This is a genomic window from Streptomyces sp. NPDC007875, assembly GCF_042868035.1.
GTDB lineage: Bacteria > Actinomycetota > Actinomycetes > Streptomycetales > Streptomycetaceae > Streptomyces > Streptomyces antimycoticus.
Window position 1 is genome coordinate 143,774 of record NZ_JBIADZ010000022.1, and the last position, 18,276, is coordinate 162,049.

Sequence of the window (18,276 nt, forward strand, 5' to 3'; positions counted from 1 at the left end):
TCACCTCCTGGCGGCCTGACGGCGCACCCACAGATTGACGAGGGTCGCGAGCAGCAGCATCACGCCGACGAAGAACTTGAACCAGTCGGGGTTCCAGTTGGCGTAGACGATGCCCTGGTTGACCATGCCGAAGATGAAGGCGCCGAGGACCGCGCCGATCGCCGAGCCGTAGCCGCCGGTGAGCAGGCAGCCGCCGATCACGGCCGCGATGATGTAGTAGAACTCGTTGCCGACGCCCTCGCCGGCCTGCACGGTGTTGTACTCGAAGAGCAGATGCATGCCGACGAACCAGGCCGCGAAGCCCACCGTCATAAAGAGGGCGATCTTGGTGAGGTTCACCGGTACGCCCACGGCCCGTGCGCTCTCCTGCGAACCACCGGCCGCGAAGATCCAGTTGCCGAACTTGGAGCGCAGCAGCACCCAGGTGGCGATGGCGGCGAAGAGCAGCCACCACAGCACCGTGATCTTCACATTGACGCCGAAGACGCCGATCTCGGAGGCGAAGAGCGACTTGGCCTGGTCGAAGCCGTCCATGTCGGTGATGGAGTCGGTGGCCACATTGTCGGTCAGCAGCTTGGTGATGGCCAGGTTGGCGCCCTGCAGCATCAGGAAGCTGGCGAGGGAGACCAGGAAGCTGGGCAGCCCGGTCTTGATCAGCAGCAGTCCGTTGATCAGCCCCACGGCGAGCGAGACCAGCAGGGCGACGATCACGCCCACCCAGACATTGGCGGTGAGCTGGAAGCTGAACATGCTGGCGGTCAGCGCCGAGGAGGTGACCGCGACCCCGGCCGAGAGGTCGAACTCACCGCCGATCATCAGCAGGGAGACGGCGAGCGCCATGATCCCCATGGTGGACGCCTGGTAGAGGACGGTGGCGAAGGAGTCGGCCTGGCGAAAGGTGGGGGCGACGGCGAAGAAGAAGAGATAGACGCCGATGGCCGCGACCAGCGCCCCGATCTCGGGGCGGGCCAGCGCCCGCCGGGCCAGCGAGCGCTCGGCGGTGCGGCTCTTCGGCGGGGCGGCGGGGGAGGCGGGCGGGGTGGCGGCCGCCGGGGTGGCGGTATGGGTCATGGCGGGGTCACCGCGTTCCGTTCTTGGCGAACGTGGCGATGGTGTCCACGTTCTCCTTGGTGACGAACGCGGGCCCGGTCAGCACGGGCTTCTCCCCGCCGCCGCTGAAGTTGCCGTTGTTCTTGAAGAGCCACAGGGAGTCGATGGACAGATAGCCCTGGAGATAGGGCTGCTGGTCGACGGCGAACTGGACGTCGCCGCTCTGGACGGCGGAGACGAGGTCCTTGTTGAGGTCGAAGGTGGCGACCTTGGCCTTGCCCCCCGCGTCCTTGGCGGACTGGACGGCGGTCAGGGCGAACGGGGCGCCCAGGGTGACGACATAGTCGATGCTCGAATCCTGCTTGAGCTTCGCGGCGATCGTCGACTTGACCGACGGCATGTCGGTGCCGTTGACGTAGAGGGTGTCCGTCTTGCCCTTGAAGGTCTGCTTCACACCCGCGCAGCGGGCCTCGAGGGCGACATGGCCCTGTTCCTGGATCACACAGATGTTGTGCTTGGCGCCGATCTCGTTGAGATGCTTGCCGAATGCCTGGCCCGCGATGTTCTCGTCCTGGCCGAAGTACTCCAGCAGACCCATGTCCTTCCACTGCTCGAGTCCGGCGTTGAAGGCGACGACCGGGATCCCGGCCTTCTTCGCCTTGGCTATCACGCCCTTCATGGCGTCGGGCTTGGCGAGGGTGACGGCGATGCCGTCGACCTTCTGGTTGATGGCGTTCTGGATCAGGTTGGCCTGGTCGGCTCCGCTGGGGTTGCTGGAGTAGACGAGGTCGACGTTGTCCTTGGCCGCCGCGGACTTGGCGCCCTTGCGCACGGTGTCCCAGAAGGTGTCGCCGGGGGCCGCGTGAGTGATCATCGCGATCCTCAGCCGCGGGGTGTCGGCCTTGCCGGCCGCGATGCCGGAGTCGGCTTCCTGGGCCTTCTTGCCGCCCTGGCTGCTGCAGCCCGCTGCCAGGAGGACGGCTGCGGTGGCGAGTGCGGCGAGGCCCGCTCTGTGGTGTCGATTGAGTCTGAGGTCCATCCGTTCCAGCACCTCTCAAGGCAGGTCCGTCGAGTTGGCACGGCCGTTGCAGAACGGGAGCCAACTCCCCGCGACTGTCCTCTGTCAAGGCTTTGTCATGACAACATTTCATCTGGACGTAACGACGCGATAACGCCCCCTGTGGCCCCGGATGATTACGTCAGTATGTAAGGACAAAGCCTTGACAGTGGCTGGGGGACACGTCTAGACCTGAAGGGCCGGGGCACCTCCCGGAGTTCTGTGCACCAGACCCTGAGCTGCGTCTTTCCCGAAGGGGCAGGCATGAGTGAGCCGTACGACCTGATCACGATGGGCCGCATCGGAGTGGACCTGTATCCGCTGCAGACCGGTGTGCCATTGCCGCAGGTCGAATCGTTCGGAAAGTTTCTCGGCGGCTCGGCGACCAATGTCGCGGTCTCCGCGGCCCGCTTCGGCCGCCGTTCCGCGGTGATCAGTCGCACCGGGGCGGATCCGTTCGGCGACTACATTCACCAGGAGCTGCGGGCCTTCGGGGTGGACGACCGTTTCGTCACCCCCGTCGAGCAGTACCCCACCCCGGTCACCTTCTGCGAGATCTTCCCGCCCGACGACTTCCCGCTGTACTTCTACCGCCGCCCCAAGGCACCCGATCTGGAGATCCACTCCGATGAGCTGGACTTCGACGCCATCCGCGCCAGCCGGATCTTCTGGATGACCGGCACCGGGCTCAGCGAGGAGCCCAGCCGCACCAGCACCCTCGCCGCGCTCGCCGCCCGCGCCAAGGGCGGCACCACCGTCTTCGACCTCGACTGGCGGCCGATGTTCTGGGCCGACCCGGAGACCGCCCGGCCCTTCTACGCCGAGGCGCTGCGCCATGCGACCGTCGCCGTCGGCAACGTGGACGAATGCGAGATCGCCACCGGTGCGCGCGAGCCCAAGGCATGCGCGCAGGCGCTGCTGGACGCGGGCGTGGAGCTCGCCATCGTCAAACAGGGCCCCCGCGGGGTGCTCGCCGTGCACCGCGACGGCACCACCGCGGAGGTCCCGCCCGTCCCGGTCGAGGTGGTCAACGGACTCGGCGCGGGCGACGCGTTCGGCGGCGCCCTGTGCCACGGGCTGCTCTCGGGCCGGCCCCTGGAGCGCGTCATGCGGTACGCCAACGCGGCGGGCGCCATCGTCGCGTCCCGCCTCGCCTGCTCCTCCGCGATGCCCACGGAAGCGGAGGTCGAGGCCCTGCTGGGCGGGGGCTGACCCAGGGCCCAGCGGCAAGGCCGTTGGCTGCCCATCGTTACGGGATGTCCCCGTCAACCGGCGAGTGAGCCGAAGGGGCGCGTCGCTGTCGTAAGGCAGCGCGCGCAGGGAGCGAGGAACGAGCGACCGAGCACGGTCGACCGTCGACAGCGACTGGAGCGCCCCGGAGGCGAACCGAGCCTCGAAAAGGAGGAGCAACACCTTGAGTATCAGCGTTTCGGACCTTGTGACGGTGCGGAGCCGCCACCCGGAGGCCATCGCCGAGGCGGCCGACCGCCGGGTCCGCCGCCCCCTCATCGGTGACAGCGGCCGTCTGATGATCGTGGCCGCCGATCACCCGGCGCGCGGCGCCCTCGCCGTCGGTGGCCACAAGCTGGCCATGGCCAACCGGGTCGATCTGCTGGAGCGGCTGTGCCTGGCGCTGTCCCGTCCCGGGGTCGACGGGGTGCTCGCCACCGCCGACATCCTCGAGGACCTGCTGCTGCTCGGCGCCCTCGAGGGCAAGGTCGCCATGGGCTCGATGAACCGTGGCGGCCTCGCCGGGGCCTCGTTCGAGCTCGACGACCGGTTCACCGGGCACCGCCCCCAGGACCTGACCCGGCTGCGCTTCGACGCCGGCAAGCTGCTGCTGCGCATCGACTACGACGACGCCGGTTCGCTGACCACCATGGCCACCACGGCCCGCGCCATCGACGAGATGGCCGAGCGGCGGCTCCCCGTCTTCGTCGAGCCGTTCATCTCCCGGCGAACGGGCGGAAAGGTCGTCAACGATCTGAGCCCCGAGGCCGTCACCAAGTCCATAGCCATCGCCTCCGGCCTCGCCGGAACCTCCGCCTACACCTGGCTGAAGGTGCCGGTCACCAACGACGCCGACGAGATGGCGGCGGTGATGGAGACCAGCACCCTGCCGGCGGTGTTGCTCGGCGGCGACGTGGGCAAGTCTCCGCAGGACCAGGAGGAGGCGTACGAGAAGTGGCGCAAGGCGCTGGGGCTGCCGACCGTGCAGGGGCTGGTCGTCGGGCGCTCGCTGCTCTATCCGGCGGAGGGCAGCGTCGAGACCGCCGTGGACACTGCCGTCGGCCTGTTGTGACGCGCGACGAGACGTGACGCTTCGACATGTGACGCTACGAGACGTGACGCTACGGAAGGCAGAGACTTCACGCCATGACCACCACTGATCCGTTCCCCGGCTTCCATGTGCAGGCCGGCAAGGCGGCCGACGGCCCCTACGCCGTGGACATCACCCCCGAGCGGGCCGGCTGGGGCTACTCCAGCCTGCGGGTTCTCGAGCTGCCGCCCGGCGGTTCGCACTCCCTGGCCACCGGTGACAGCGAGTGGATCGTGCTGCCGCTGAGCGGCGGCTGCACAGTGATCGCCGAGGGCGAGGCCTTTGAACTGCACGGCCGGGAGAGTGTGTTCAGCGGGGTGAGCGACTTCGTCTACCTGCCGCGCGACTCCCACGCCCAGATCGCCAGCGGGGCGGGCGGCCGCTTCGCGCTCACCGGCGCCCGCTGCGAGCGGCGGCTGCCCGCGCGCTACGGACCGGCCTCCGCCGTCCCCGTCGAGCTGCGCGGCAGCGGCAACTGCTCGCGCCAGGTGAACAACTTCGGCGCGGCAGGCGTCTTCGCATGCGACAAGCTCATCGCCGTCGAGGTGCTCACCCCGGGCGGCAACTGGTCCTCGTACCCGCCGCACAAGCACGACGAGTGCCGCCCCGGCGAGGAGAGCGAGCTGGAGGAGATCTACTACTTCGAGATCGCCGAGGCCCACGGCAACGAGGGCATCGGCTATCAGCGGGTCTCCCCGTCGGGCCGCGGCCGCGGCACCGACGTCCTCGCCGAGGTCCGCTCCGGGGACACCGTCCTGATCCCCGACGGCTGGCACGGCCCCTCCATCGCCGCCCCCGGCCATGACATGTACTACCTCAACGTCATGGCGGGCCCGGAGGAGGAGCGCGCCTGGCTCATCTGCGACCACCCCGACCACGGCTGGATCCGCTCGACCTGGCCGGACCAGCCCGTCGACCCCCGTCTGCCCCTGTATCAAGCACCCGATTCCGCACCCGCTGGAGACCCACGATGACCGCTTCGGCAGTGCGCCGCCTGACCGTCGCCCAGGCACTGGTGGAGTTCCTGGCCCACCAGTACACCGAGCGCGACGGGCGGCGGCAGCGCCTGATCAACGCCACCTGGGGCATCTTCGGCCACGGCAATGTGGCCGGGCTCGGCCAGGCGCTGCTGGAGTCCGGACCGGACACCATGCCGTATCTCCAGGGCCGTAACGAGCAGGCGATGGTGCACGCCGCGGTCGGCTACGCCCGCCAGAACAACCGGCTCGCCGCCCAGGCCGTCACCACCTCCATCGGCCCCGGCGCCACCAACCTCGTCACCGGCGCGGCGCTCGCCACCGTCAACCGGCTGCCGGTGCTGCTGCTGCCCGGCGACATCTTCGCCACCCGGCCCGCCGACCCGGTGCTGCAGCAGCTCGAAGTCCCGTACGCGGGCGACATCTCGGTGAACGACGCGCTGCGCCCGGTCTCCCGCTACTTCGACCGGGTGATGCGCCCCGAGGCGCTGATCCCGGCCGCGCTGCAGGCCATGCGGGTGCTGGCCGACCCGGCCGAGACCGGCGCCGTCACCCTGGCCCTTCCGCAGGACGTCCAGGCCGAGGCGTTCGACTGGCCCGAGGAGTTCTTCGCCGACCGGGTCTGGCATGTCCGCCGCCCCGCTCCCGAAGCGGCCGAGGTGGCCGCCGCCGCGCACACGATCCGCGCCGCCCGCCGGCCGCTGATCGTCGCCGGCGGCGGGGTCCATCACAGCGAGGCCGAGGACGCCCTGCGCGCGCTCGTCGACGCGACCGGCATCCCGGTGGCCTCCACCCAGGCGGGCAAGGGCTCGCTGCGCTACGACCACCCCGCCGACATCGGCGGGATCGGCCACACCGGCACCGCCGTCGCCGACGACCTCGCCCGCAGCGCCGACCTGGTCATCGGCGTGGGCACCCGCTACAGCGACTTCACCACCGCCTCCGCGACCCTGTTCGCGGACCCGGCCGTGCGCTTCCTCAACCTCAACATCACGCCGTTCGACGCCCACAAGCTGGGCGCCACCACCGTGGTCGCCGACGCCCGCGCCGCGCTCGAGGCGCTCACCGCCGAGCTGGCAGGCCACCGGGTCGAGGAGACGTACGAGGCCGAGTACCACACCGGCAAGGCCGCGTGGGAGCGCCGGGTGGACGCCGCCTACGCCGCCGGGGACGAGACCGCCCGCCCGTCCCAGACCCAGGTGCTGGGCGCGCTGGACGCGGTCGTCGGCGACGAGGACGTGGTGATCAACGCGGCGGGTTCGCTGCCGGGCGACCTCCACAAGCTGTGGCGCGCCCGCTCCCCGCGCCAGTACCACCTCGAATACGGCTACTCCTGCATGGGATACGAGATCCCCGGCGCCATCGGCGTACGGCTCGCGGCGCCCGCCACACCGGTCTGGGCGCTGGTCGGCGACGGTACGTATCTGATGATGCCCACCGAGATCGTCACCGCGGTCCAGGAGGGCATCAACATCAACATCGTGCTGTTCCAGAACCACGGCTACGCCTCGATCGGCGGTCTTTCGGAGACCACCGGCGCCGAGCGCTTCGGCACCGCCTACCGCTACCGGGCGGCCGACGGGCAGTACACCGGCGATCCGCTCCCGGTCGATCTGGCCGCCAACGCCGCCTCGCTGGGCATGGACGTGCTGCGCGCCAAGAGCGTGGGCGAGCTGCGCGAGGCGCTGGCCGCGGCGCGCGCCTCGGACCGGCCCACATGTGTCTATGTGGAGACCGAAACGGCCGACACAGTGTCCGGCGCACCCGAGGCACAGGCGTGGTGGGATGTGCCTGTCGCCCAGACCGCGACCCGTCCGGCCGCCGTGAAGGCCCGCGAGGACTACGACCGGCAGGCCGCCGCACGCCGCCGCCACCTCTGACGTTTCTGACGTTGTTCGAGAGAAAGGCTCCGCACCCATGAAGACCGTCAACCACTGGATCGGCGGAAAGACCGTCGAGGGCGCGACCGGCGCGTACGGCCCGGTCTACAACCCCGCCACCGGCGCTCAGGACACCCAGGTCGCCCTGGCCTCCGTGGAAGAGGTCGATGCGGCCGTGGCCGCGGCCAAGGAGGCGTTCCGCTCCTGGGGCACGGTGTCCCTGTCCAAGCGCACCGCGATCCTCTACAAGTACCGCGAGCTGCTGGACGCCCACCGCGACGAGATCGCCGAGCTGATCACCGCCGAGCACGGCAAGGTCCACTCGGACGCGCTGGGTGAGGTGGCCCGTGGTCTGGAGATCGTGGAGCTGGCCTGCGGGATCGCCGAGAAGCTGAAGGGCGAGCTGTCCACCCAGGTCTCCACCGGGGTCGATGTGTCCTCGATCCGCCAGCCGCTCGGGGTGGTCGCGGGCATCACGCCCTTCAACTTCCCGGCGATGGTGCCGCTGTGGATGTTCCCGGTGGCCATCGCCTGCGGCAACACCTTCGTCCTCAAGCCCAGCGAGAAGGACCCCTCGGCGTCCCGCCGGCTGGCCGAGCTGGCCACCGAGGCGGGGCTGCCGGACGGGGTGCTCAATGTCGTCCACGGTGACAAGGTGGCCGTCGACCGGCTGCTGGAGCACCCGGACATCGCGGCCGTCAGCTTCGTCGGCTCCACGCCGATCGCGAAGTACATCCAGTCCAGGGCCATCGAGCACGGCAAGCGGGTGCAGGCGCTCGGCGGTGCCAAGAACCACATGCTGGTGCTGCCCGACGCGGACCTGGACTTCGCCGCGGACAACGCCATCAACGCGGCCTACGGCTCGGCCGGTGAGCGCTGCATGGCGGTCTCCGTCGTCGTCGCGGTAGGCGACATCGGCGACGACCTGGTGAAGAGGATCGCCGACCGGGCCGCCCGGCTGCGCATCGGCCCCGGGAACGACCCGGCCTCCGAGATGGGCCCGCTGATCACCAAGGAGCACCGCGACAAGGTCGCCGGTTATGTGCACGGGGCCGCGGCCCAGGGCGCCGAGGTGGTCGTGGACGGCACGGGATACAGCGTCGAGGGTCACGAGAACGGCTTCTTCATCGGCGTCTCGCTGCTGGACAAGGTCCCGCCGACGGCCGACGCCTACCGTGACGAGATCTTCGGCCCGGTGCTGTGCGTGGTGCGCGCCGAGACCTACGACGAGGCCATCGAGCTGATCAACAGCTCCAACTGGGGCAACGGCACGGCCATCTTCACCCGCGACGGCGGCGCCGCCCGCCGCTTCCAGCTGGAGGTGGAGGCGGGCATGGTCGGCGTCAATGTGCCGATCCCGGTGCCGGTGGGCTACCACTCCTTCGGCGGCTGGAAGGACTCGCTCTTCGGCGACCACCACATCTACGGCAACGACGGGGTGCACTTCTACACCCGCGGCAAGGTCGTCACCACCCGCTGGCCGGAGCCGTCGGAGGAGGTCGGCATCAACCTCGGGTTCCCGAAGAACCACTGAGGCGTATGTGACGTGTGATTCGCACGTTTGAGTGGTTTCCCCGCCCCCTGCCGGACCCGGTCCGGCAGGGGGTTTCGCCGTCGCGGGGGCCGGGGATCCCAGGCCCACGGAGCAAACGGGGGAAATCGGGGGTGGCGACGTGCCTGGGTTCACGGAAGGAGAAGGGGCCGAGGAGTTCATCGAGGCGCTGGGGAGCGCCGTGGTGCCCCGGGACCGCAGGGCCAAGGCGCGGGATCTCTTGCCGCCCGTGCTGCTGCTCGCCGACGGCGAGCGGGCGGCGGTCCACGCCCATCAGGCGATGCGGGGGCTGCGCCGGATGCTCCATCCCGACGGCGCCAAGCGGGTGCCGCACGCGGCGCTCGGCCCCGATGAGATCCGCGACGCCGCCGGGCGGCGGCCGCTGACGCTCGACCTCGGCGGGGAGCTGTGCGTCGATGTACCCCGCCGCACCGGCCGCCTGCGGCTCACCGACTTCTTCCTGACGCGGGACATCGTCGAGCAGGCGCTGGACCCGCGGGCCCCCGAGCCGGATGGCCGCGCGCTGCGCGACCACTGCTACGCACAGCGGATCGCACGAGGGCCGCTGCTGCGGGCGTTGTGGGCGCTCGGCGGCGAAAGCGCCGAGGGCGGCACGGCGGGGCCGGGGTGGGTCGCGGAGCTGCGCCGGCTGCTGGTGCGCCCCCTCTTCCAGCTGCTGCCGCGCTGGTGGTGGGGGCGGCGCCGCACCCGCCTGCTGCTGCGCTCCCCCCGGCGCGGCTGGTACGCCGACTGGCGGCGCATCAGCCATGGCCGCACCGCCGAGGACTTCTTCGAGAACGCCGCGCGGCTGCTGCGCGCCGAGCGCGGACGGGACCGGGAGGCGGCGGTCGGCCGGTGGGAGGAGCTGCTGCTGCACGCGCTGCTGGCGGATCTGCGGCGCGCGGCGCGGCCGGGCCGGATCTCGCCCTGGCGGCGCCGGCGGCGCACCCGGTGTGTCTTTCTGCTGGAGCTGCCGGAGGACGCCGCCGGTGCGGCGGCCGGGGAGCGCTTCCTGGAGCGGTACGCAGAGGCCGCCCGGGACACCCGGTGCGCGGCGGTCGTGGTGGTGGCCGTCTCCCCGGCGGACGGGGCGGGAGTGTCCTCGGCGGGCGGAGCGGCCTCGTCCCCGGCGGGCGGGGCGGCCGCAGGGGAGAGCGGTGGACTGGGCCGCGCGGCCGCCAGGCTGCGCGGCGCGAGCGGGATGCCGTCGCGGGCGCCCCGGCCGCTGCGGGCCGCGCTGCCCGCACCGGTGCCGGAGTCGGAGGGGCTGGACCTCGACCCCGTCTCGCCGCGCACCTTCTGGCTCGGCCCGGCCGCCGAGCTGACCCTGACCGGGGTGGTGGTGGCGGCCCTGCTCAGCGCCCCGGGCGTGTGGCTGCTGGACCGGGTCACGGCCGAGCCGGACCGCGGCTGTCTGGGCGGCGCGTCCAGCGAGGTCGTCGCGGGCCGGCCCGAGCTGAGCGCGGACTCGCCCCGGAAGCAGTACGAGGACGCCCGGCGGCTGATCCGCGAGGAGAACGCACGGGTGGACCGCGAGGTCGGGGACGGCGACGGCACCGCCCGTACGGTGGTGCACATCGGCTCGGACGTGGCCGCCGACCAGGAGGGGCAGCGGTACAACGCGGCGGTGCCCGAGCTGCGCGGAATCGCGCTGGCCCAGCGCGCGCTGAACGACGAGGCGCGCAACGACTCCCAGAAGGTGTGGCTGCGCATCGACAGCCGTAACGCGGGGGACGACTTCGCCAACGCGCCGCGCATCGCCCGCCAGGTCGCCGAGGACGCCCGGAAGAAGGGCTCCGGGATCATCGGCGTGGTGGGCTTCTCCAAGAGCCTGAAGCAGACCCAGGAGGCCGTGCGGATCCTGGGCGGGGCGCGGATCCCGGTCGTCGGCACCACGGCCACGGCGGATCTGATGCAGGTGAACGGGTACTACCGCAGGGTGGCGCCCACCGACAGCCGTGAGGCCGCGGTCGAGGCCGACTTCGCCCGCCGGGGCAACATCATGGACGACGGCACCGGGAGCTGCTCCCCGGCCCGCGCCGCCGTGGTCGTCAAGGACCCCCGGGATCTGTACAGCGATGAGATAGGGACGCTGTTCGCCGAGCGGTTCGGCGCCCGGCCGTTCACCCTGGAGTACACCCCCGGCGGCCGGTCCGGCGGTGTCGCCCAGGGGCCGGGGCAGGACGGTGTCGCCCGTAAGGACAGCATCGGCGAGCTGGCCGACGCGGTGTGCGAGCGCGTCATCGCCAACCCCCGTACGGTCGTCTACTGGGCCTCCCGCGCCCTCCAGTTCAGCGCGTTCCTCGACGACTTCGGGGACAACACGGCGTGCGAGGGCAGAAAGCTGACGGTGCTCGGCGGCAATGACCTCACCACCGCCGCCCTCGCCGGTGAGTACGCGGACCGGCCCTGGCTGCGGCTGTACCACACCGTCCATGTGCTGCCCGCGGGCCATCCACGGCTGAGCGATATCGCCAAGAAGTTCAACGCCGACTACGCCCGGGACTTCGGATCCCATGACCTGTGGCGCGACGACGGGCGGGCCGCCCTGGCGTACGACGCGATGCAGCTGATGGCCGAGGCGGCCAACCGGGCCTTCCGCAGCACCGACAACGTGGAGCGCTCCAATGTACAGATCGGCCTCGACAACGGCATCCGGAAACAGGGCGCCAGCGGCTATCTGGACGTCGGGCGGGGCCGCTCGGTGCCCCGGGACAAGCCGCTGGTGATCCTGCACCACACCGACCGGGGCTCGGAGCCGGTGCTGTACTGCGGCGCGTTCACCCAGAATCCGGCCGGGCGGGCCACGCACTGGGGGCCGCAGGAAAAGTTCTCCTGTCCCAGGGACAGTTGAGCAACCATTCGCGGGGCTGAAGGGTCTTCTTGGGTGCTCGCCCGTATAAGGGCCGAATCATCGATGCAAGACCGTATACAGGGGGATTTTTCATGTCTGTTGTGATGCGCTCACTTCGCTCCCATGCCGCGGTGGCCGGCGGCTGTGTGGCCGCGCTCGGCCTCGGATTCGCGCTGGCCGCCGGGTCGCCCGCCTCGGCCGCCGCGCAGACCGACCCGAACGGCCGCTACACCGCCGAGGAGATCCACCACTTCCTGGAGGGCTTCTACGGGAACCACGGCCCGCGCCCCTGGGAGCGGGAGCACCTGGTCTCGGACCAGCTCAAGGAGCAGGCCGCCCAGACGCCCGACTACGACCTGCTGCTGTGCGCGCAGAACGAGCCGGAGGACATCGAGGTCGGCGAGGTGACCACGGCCCAGTCCGCGCGGGTCGGCTGGGCGACCATCACCACCCGCTGGGGCCAGGAGCCGGAGCCCCGCACCTTCACCGCCTATGTGGACCTCGACGGCAGTCGGCCGCTCCAGCTCCTCCAGGTGGACTGCGAGCCCGGGGACTGACCCCCGCCAGGGGCCGGACCCGGGGGAATCCAGAGCGGAACGGTTGGTTCAGTTCTCCCGGGGCCACCCCGTAGTCTCGCCGCATGACCTGGTCGCACGCGTTGAAGGAGACCGCCCGGACCGGCCTTGCGATCGAGCGCACCCGGACGGAGCCGCTGGTCGCGCTCCGCGGTGCGTGCGGGGTCGCGCTCGTCATCGGGATGGCGCTGTGGCTCGGCTCGCCGACGCTCGCCGTCTCGGCGGCCTTCGGCGCCTTCTCCGCCGGGGTCGCCACCTTCCAGCGCAGTTGGCGCCCCCGCCCCTGGCTGGCGCTGGCCGCCGCGGCCGGTCTCGCGGTGAGCACCTTCCTCGGCTATCTGGCCGCCACCCACACCTTCACCTTCGTCATCATGCTCGCCGTATGGACGCTGATGACGGGCATGTCATGGGCGGTCGGCCCGGTCTCCGGGCTGGTCTCCACCCAGATGGTGGCCGTCATGCTGATCACGGTCACCCTCCCGACCTCGACCCTGGGCGCCCTGGGGCACGCCTTGCTGGTCGGGCTCGGCGGCGTGGTGCAGGCCGCGCTGATCGTGCTCTTTCCGGTACGCCCGTGGGGCGTGCAGCGCGACGCCCTCGCGGACGCGCTGGCCGCCGTCGCGGACTACGCCCGCAAACTGCGCTACGAGCCGGTGGCGCACTTCGACCCCAAGCCGCTGATGGAGGCCCGCAGCGCCGCCGCCCTGACCCCCCGTCAAGCCCGGCGGCGGCCTAGGCAGCTGCGCGGCTACCGGCTGCTGGCCGAGCGGATCCGGCCGGTGCTCGCCTCGCTCGCCGACCCGGTGGTCGGCGCCCCCGAGGAGGGGCCCGAGCGCGACCGGGTGCGGGAACTGCTGGCCGCCACGGGCACCGTGCTGGACGCGGTGGCCCACGCCATCCGCCACGGCACACCGGTGCGGGTGCCCTCCGACGCCATGTCCGTCCTGCGGATGCCGGAGGACGGGCCGAAGCTGAGCGGGGCCGCCCGCCGTGCCGCGCTGCGGCTCCTCTCGCTGGTGGCGGACGTGGTGGAGGCGTCCGATGAGCCGGTGGAGGAGGTGTCCGCCGAAGGCCGCACGGTCCACCGCTTCCTGCCCCGCCCCGGTATCCCGGGCACCGTGACCATGGCGCTGCGCTCCATCCGCCGCGAGGCCCGCTGGTCCTCGCCGGTACTGCGCCACGCGGTGCGCCTGTGCGCGGTCGACGTCAGCGGCTATCTGCTGAGCACGGCCCTGCCGCTGGGGCACTCCTACTGGGCGCCGCTGACCTCCACGATGGTGCTGCGGCCGGACTTCGCCCAGACGTACTCCCGCGGCGTCGCCCGCTTCCTGGGCACTTTGGCGGGTGTGCTGGTCGGCGGCGGGGTGGTGGCACTGGTCCACCCCGGCTCCTACCTGAGCGCCGGGCTGGCCGTGGTGTGCGTCCTGGCGATGTACCTGCTGCTGCGCACCGGTTTCATCGTGACCTCGGCGTGCGTGAGCGCGTACGTGGTCTTCCTGCTCAGCATCGCGGGCGAGGCATGGAGCCAGACCGTGCAGGCGCGGGTGGCGCTGACCCTGCTCGGCGGGTTGCTGGCGATGGTCGCGTACGCGGTCTTCCCCGCCTGGGAGACACCGCGGCTGCGGGACCGGCTCGCGGACTGGCTGACCGCGAACGGCTCCTTCGCCACCGCCGTCTTCGACGCCTACGCCCGCCCCGCCGACCGCCGCCCCCGCCAGGTGCGGGACGCCCTGCTGGACGCCCGCGCTGCGCGGGCGGCCTGGGAGCAGAGCGAGTCACAGGCCCATCGGGAACCGGTGCGCCACCGCGGACTGTCGCGGCGGGCGGCGCGGGCGGCGCAGACGGCGCTGTCCACGATGGGACGAGTCGTCATGCTGCTGGAGGCGCATCTGCCGGAGCGTGACGCGGCGCCGTCCGAAGGGGCCGGGGACTTCGCCGCGGCACTGCGGCAGGCGATGCCGAAGGCGGTCGAGGCGGTACGGGAGCGGCGGCCGCTGAACTGGGAGGCGGTGCACCGGTCGCTGGAGCGGTGGCGGCAGAGGGCGGGGGACCGTCCGGGGGTGGCGCTGCGCGACGCCGAGCAACTGGTCGACGCCCTGGACGATCTGGCGGAGGCGCTCAGCAAGAGCGCGAGACAGTCACGCACGCCCCGGGACCCCGGTCAAGGAGAATCCCCCTAGACTAGGGGTGCCCCCTACATCAAAGGGCGTGTTAATCATGAGGGGGCAGTACTGTGCCGAGGTGCCCTGGATGCGCGCCCGGTAGGCTCTGCCGTCTGTCCGCACGGATTGTCTGACGAGTGAAAGAACTTCCCAACGCATGGGTGCACAGCGAGAAGACAGCGTCTGGATACGACGATTCCATCCGGCGCCCGAGAGCCGCGCCCGTCTGATCTGTCTGCCGCATGCCGGTGGTTCGGCGTCGTTCTTCTTCCCGATGTCCCAAACGCTTTCGTCGTCCGCGGATGTCCTGTGCGTGCAGTATCCGGGGCGTCAGGACCGGCGTCAGGACCCGCTGATCGAGAACATCGGTGAGTACGCGGACGCCATCGCCGCGGAGTTGAAGCCGTGGCTCGATCTCCCGGTCGTCTTCTTCGGGCACAGCATGGGCGCCGTTCTCGCGTTCGAGGTGACCCGGCGGTTGGAGGAGGCGGACGCGGAGTTCTCCGCGCTCGCCCTCTTCGCCTCGGGCCGCCGGGCGCCCTCCCGTTACCGCGATGAGAATGTGCACCGGCGCGATGACGACGGCGTCGTACGCGAGATGAAGCTGCTGAGCGGCACCGATTCGCGCGTCCTCGGAAATGAGGAGATTCTGCGCATGGCGATGCCGGCGATCCGCGGTGACTACAAGGCGATCGAGACCTACCGCTCGGCGCCCGGCGCCTCCGTCCGCTCGCCGATCACGGTGCTGACCGGCGACAACGACCCCAGGACCAGCCTCGAAGAGGCGGAGGCGTGGCGGTCGCACACCACCGGCGCGTTCGACATCCGGGTGTTCCCGGGTGGTCACTTCTTCTTGGCCGGGCATCAAGAGCCGATTATGAGTCTCGTCGCGGAGAAGCTTTCGGGGTCGAGACCCTGACCCGGGCGCTTCAGGAACCTGGCCGACGTACTGGAAAACACCACTCGTCACGCTTGTTGCCCCCGGCGGTCCGTTGGGGGTATCAGGTGGCGTTCATCGGGGGATGAATTCTTTGCCTGCGAACCTCTTCGAATGGGAGAACCACCTCTCCGCCCTGCGCGAAATGCTGCGCGGCGCGACACAGGGCAGAGGTCGGCTGGCTCTGGTCAGCGGCGCGGTGGCCAGTGGGAAGACCACGCTGCTGAACACCTTTGCCGAACAGGCCATCGAAAGCGGCGCGTTGCTCCTGGAAGCGACCGGTTCGAGAGCCGAGAGGGACCTCCCGTTCGGGATTGTCCGGAAGATTTTCGACAACGGCGCGATGCCCTCCGATGTGCGATCCGAAGTGATCGCACTGCTTGACGGAAACGGCCTGGAAAGCACCGCCGCGGGACGCATGCACGTGATGTCCCAGATTTCCTCGGTGCTGCTGCGGATGGTCGACGATCGCACTCTTGTCGTCCTCGTCGACGATGTGCACTGCGGCGACGATCAGTCCCTGCAATTCCTGCTCCACCTGGCCCGCCGGGTGCGTCAGGCGAAGGTTCTCATCGTCCTCACCGAATCCCCCCGGCTTCGTCAGGAACAGTTCACCTTCCATGCCGAACTGCTCCGCCAGCCCAACTGCGTACGCATGCGGCTGCACATGCTCACCGAGCCGGGCGTCGCCGAGGCGCTGTCCGGCTCGCTGTCCGCCACCGTCGCCGCCCGCCTCGCCCCCGAGTGCCACCGAGTCTCCGGTGGCAACCCGATGCTGCTGCGCGCCCTGCTGGAGGACTGGCGGACCGTTGGTGAGCACGGCGAGGCCCAGCAGCGCCCCGCGCCCGGTGAGGCGTTCGCCCACGCCGTCCTCGGCTGTCTGCACCGGGGCGAGCCCGAGGTGCTGGAGGTCGCCCGCGGGGTCGCCGTCCTCGGCGACGCCCGCTCCCCGCGGCTGCTCGGCCAGCTCCTCGACCTGAGCGTCAGCACGGTCCAGCAGGGCGTCCAGGACCTGCACCAGTGCGCCATCCTGGAACACAACGCCTTCCGCGACGAAGTGGCCCGTACCGCGGTGCTCGACGCGACCCCCGCGACCGCCCGCGACGCCCTGCACGCCCGCGCCGCCCGGCTGCTGCACGTCGACGGCGCCTCCGCCCTCGACGTCGCCCGCCAGCTGGTCTCCGCCCGGCAGGACGCCGAGCGCTGGACCGTCCCCATCCTGCGCGAGGCCGCCGAATTCGCCTTGGTCGAAGAGGAGTTGGAGTTCGCGCTCCGCTGCCTCGAACATGCCCACCACGCCTGCGGGCCGGGCCCCGAGCGCACCGCGCTCAAGGCCCGGCTGGTCAGCATCGCCTGGCGGATCGGCCCGGCCGCCGCCGAGAGCCATCTGCCGGAGCTCATCGCGGACGCCGAGCGGGGCCGGCTCGCCCCGCGCGATGTCGCCCCGATCACCTCCTACCTCGTCTGGTCGGGGCGGCTGGACGCGGCGGCCGACGCCGTCGCCGCGCTGGCCCGCTCGGCCGGCACCGGCGACGACCCCGCGATGACCGCCGCCGTCTCCGCCTCCGCCCAGTGGCTGACGATGCTCAGCCCCCCGCTGCGCGACCGCCTCCCCACCGTCGGGACCGGCGTCACGGCGGCCACCGGCGCCCCCCGCGACATGGCCTACCTGGCCTACGCCCACGCCGCCGCCACCATGTCCGCCGCGCTCACCGAGGGCCAGGCCGACCGGGCCGTCACCGAGGCCGAGCGGGTCCTGCAGCGCCACCACCTGAGCGACAGCACCCTCCAGCCGCTGGTCGTCGCGCTGCTGGCGCTGGTCCTGGCCGGCCGGCTCGACCTCGCCCTGTCCTGGTGCGAGCGGCTGCTGGGCGAATGCTCCGCCCGCCGCGTCCCCACCTGGCAGGCGCTGCTGTCCGCCGTACGGGCCGAGATAGCGCTGCGCCAGGGCGATCTGCAGGTCGCCGCGCACCAGGCGCGCACCGCGATGTCGCGGATCTCGGTCCAGGGCTGGGGCGTGGGCATCGGGCTGCTGCTGTCCACCCTGATCCAGGCCGAGACCGGGATGGGCCACTACGACGAGGCCATGGCGCTGCTCGAACAGCCCCTGCCCGACGAGCTCTTCCAGACCCTCCCCGGGCTGCTCTACCTGCGGGCCAGGGGCCGCTGCCATCTGGCCACCGGCCGCTACCACGCCGCGCTCGGCGACTTCACGGCCGCCGGTGAGCTGATGGACGCCTGGCGGATGGACATGCCCCTGCTGACCCCCTGGCGGGTGGACGCCGCCGAGACCTGGCTGGCCCTCGGCGACCCCAAGCGCGCCCGCGCGCTGGCCGAGGAGCAGCTGCGGCTGGGCCCGGAGGACGCCCGGCTGCGCGGCGCCCTGCTGGTGGTCCTGGCCCGCACCGACGAGCTCAAGCGCCGGGTGCCCCGGCTCAAGGAGGCCGTCGAGATCCTGGAGGGCGGCGACGACCGCATCCAGCTGGCCATCGCCCTCGGTGAACTCGGCCGCGCCTACCGGTCGCTGGGCGACTTCAACCGGGGCCGGGTGTTCGTCCGCAAGGCGTGGCATGTGGCCAAGACCTGCGGCGCCGATCCGCTGTGCCGTGAGCTGATGCCCCGCCACGCGGACGCCGGTGAGTTCGCGGCGGCCGCCGCCCAGCCGGGCCAGGGCGCCGAGCAGCAGCGCGATGTGGAGGCGCTGACCGAGGCGGAGGTGCGGATCGCGGTGCTGGCCGCGCACGGCAACACCAACCGGGAGATCGCCTCCAAGCTGTTCGTCACCGTGAGCACGGTGGAGCAGCACCTGACCCGCATCTACCGCAAGCTGAACGTCAAGCGGCGCCGTGACCTGCCCGCGAAGCTCTCGGACAGCAGCCTGACCGGGACGGTGTAGAGGGGTACCCGCGGTC

12 protein-coding genes are annotated in these 18,276 nt (G+C 71.4%); 10 read left to right on the plus strand and 2 right to left on the minus strand.

Features of this window, described 5'->3' with window-relative positions:
* Both ACFYOY_RS35350 and ACFYOY_RS35355 read right to left on the minus strand, forming a co-directional pair.
* Positions 1-1,071, minus strand: a complete 1,071-nt coding sequence (locus tag ACFYOY_RS35350) for an ABC transporter permease (protein WP_351888798.1) — start codon at positions 1,069-1,071, stop codon at positions 1-3.
* Between the two features lie 7 nt (positions 1,072-1,078).
* Positions 1,079-2,089, minus strand: a complete 1,011-nt coding sequence (locus ACFYOY_RS35355) for a sugar ABC transporter substrate-binding protein (protein ID WP_388591526.1) — start codon at positions 2,087-2,089, stop codon at positions 1,079-1,081.
* A 282-nt stretch (positions 2,090-2,371) separates the two neighbouring features.
* On the opposite strand from ACFYOY_RS35355, the gene iolC reads away from it, so the two are divergent.
* The 10 genes from iolC (at position 2,372) to ACFYOY_RS35405 (ending at position 18,260) form a co-directional block, all read left to right on the plus strand.
* Entirely contained in the window at positions 2,372-3,319 is a 948-nt protein-coding gene (iolC, locus tag ACFYOY_RS35360; protein WP_388591527.1) for a 5-dehydro-2-deoxygluconokinase, read from the plus strand.
* Between the two features lie 202 nt (positions 3,320-3,521).
* Positions 3,522-4,409 carry a deoxyribose-phosphate aldolase gene (locus tag ACFYOY_RS35365; protein ID WP_351888783.1) on the plus strand — a complete coding sequence of 296 codons (888 nt, stop codon included), beginning with the start codon at positions 3,522-3,524 and terminating at the stop codon, positions 4,407-4,409.
* A gap of 74 nt (positions 4,410-4,483) precedes the next feature.
* Positions 4,484-5,401 carry a 5-deoxy-glucuronate isomerase gene (gene iolB, locus ACFYOY_RS35370; RefSeq protein ID WP_351888777.1) on the plus strand — a complete coding sequence of 306 codons (918 nt, stop codon included), beginning with the start codon at positions 4,484-4,486 and terminating at the stop codon, positions 5,399-5,401.
* A complete protein-coding gene (gene iolD, locus ACFYOY_RS35375; RefSeq protein WP_351888771.1) occupies positions 5,398-7,284 on the plus strand; it encodes a 3D-(3,5/4)-trihydroxycyclohexane-1,2-dione acylhydrolase (decyclizing) in 1,887 nt (628 codons plus the stop codon). Before iolB ends, iolD begins: the two co-directional genes overlap by 4 nt.
* A 37-nt stretch (positions 7,285-7,321) precedes the next feature.
* Complete coding sequence (locus ACFYOY_RS35380; RefSeq protein WP_351888766.1) at positions 7,322-8,818, plus strand: CoA-acylating methylmalonate-semialdehyde dehydrogenase; 1,497 nt, start codon at positions 7,322-7,324, stop codon at positions 8,816-8,818.
* A 139-nt stretch (positions 8,819-8,957) separates the two neighbouring features.
* Complete coding sequence (locus ACFYOY_RS35385; RefSeq protein WP_351888761.1) at positions 8,958-11,690, plus strand: hypothetical protein; 2,733 nt, start codon at positions 8,958-8,960, stop codon at positions 11,688-11,690.
* A gap of 92 nt (positions 11,691-11,782) precedes the next feature.
* Positions 11,783-12,247, plus strand: a complete 465-nt coding sequence (locus ACFYOY_RS35390) for a hypothetical protein (protein WP_388591530.1) — start codon at positions 11,783-11,785, stop codon at positions 12,245-12,247.
* Between the two features lie 83 nt (positions 12,248-12,330).
* Positions 12,331-14,445 (plus strand): FUSC family protein, encoded by a 2,115-nt coding sequence (locus tag ACFYOY_RS35395; RefSeq protein ID WP_351888752.1) that lies wholly within the window; start codon positions 12,331-12,333, stop codon positions 14,443-14,445.
* A 139-nt stretch (positions 14,446-14,584) separates the two neighbouring features.
* Positions 14,585-15,346 (plus strand): alpha/beta fold hydrolase, encoded by a 762-nt coding sequence (locus ACFYOY_RS35400; protein WP_351888747.1) that lies wholly within the window; start codon positions 14,585-14,587, stop codon positions 15,344-15,346.
* A 103-nt stretch (positions 15,347-15,449) separates the two neighbouring features.
* Positions 15,450-18,260 (plus strand): AAA family ATPase, encoded by a 2,811-nt coding sequence (locus ACFYOY_RS35405; RefSeq protein WP_351888744.1) that lies wholly within the window; start codon positions 15,450-15,452, stop codon positions 18,258-18,260.
* The last annotated feature ends 16 nt before the right edge of the window (positions 18,261-18,276 follow it).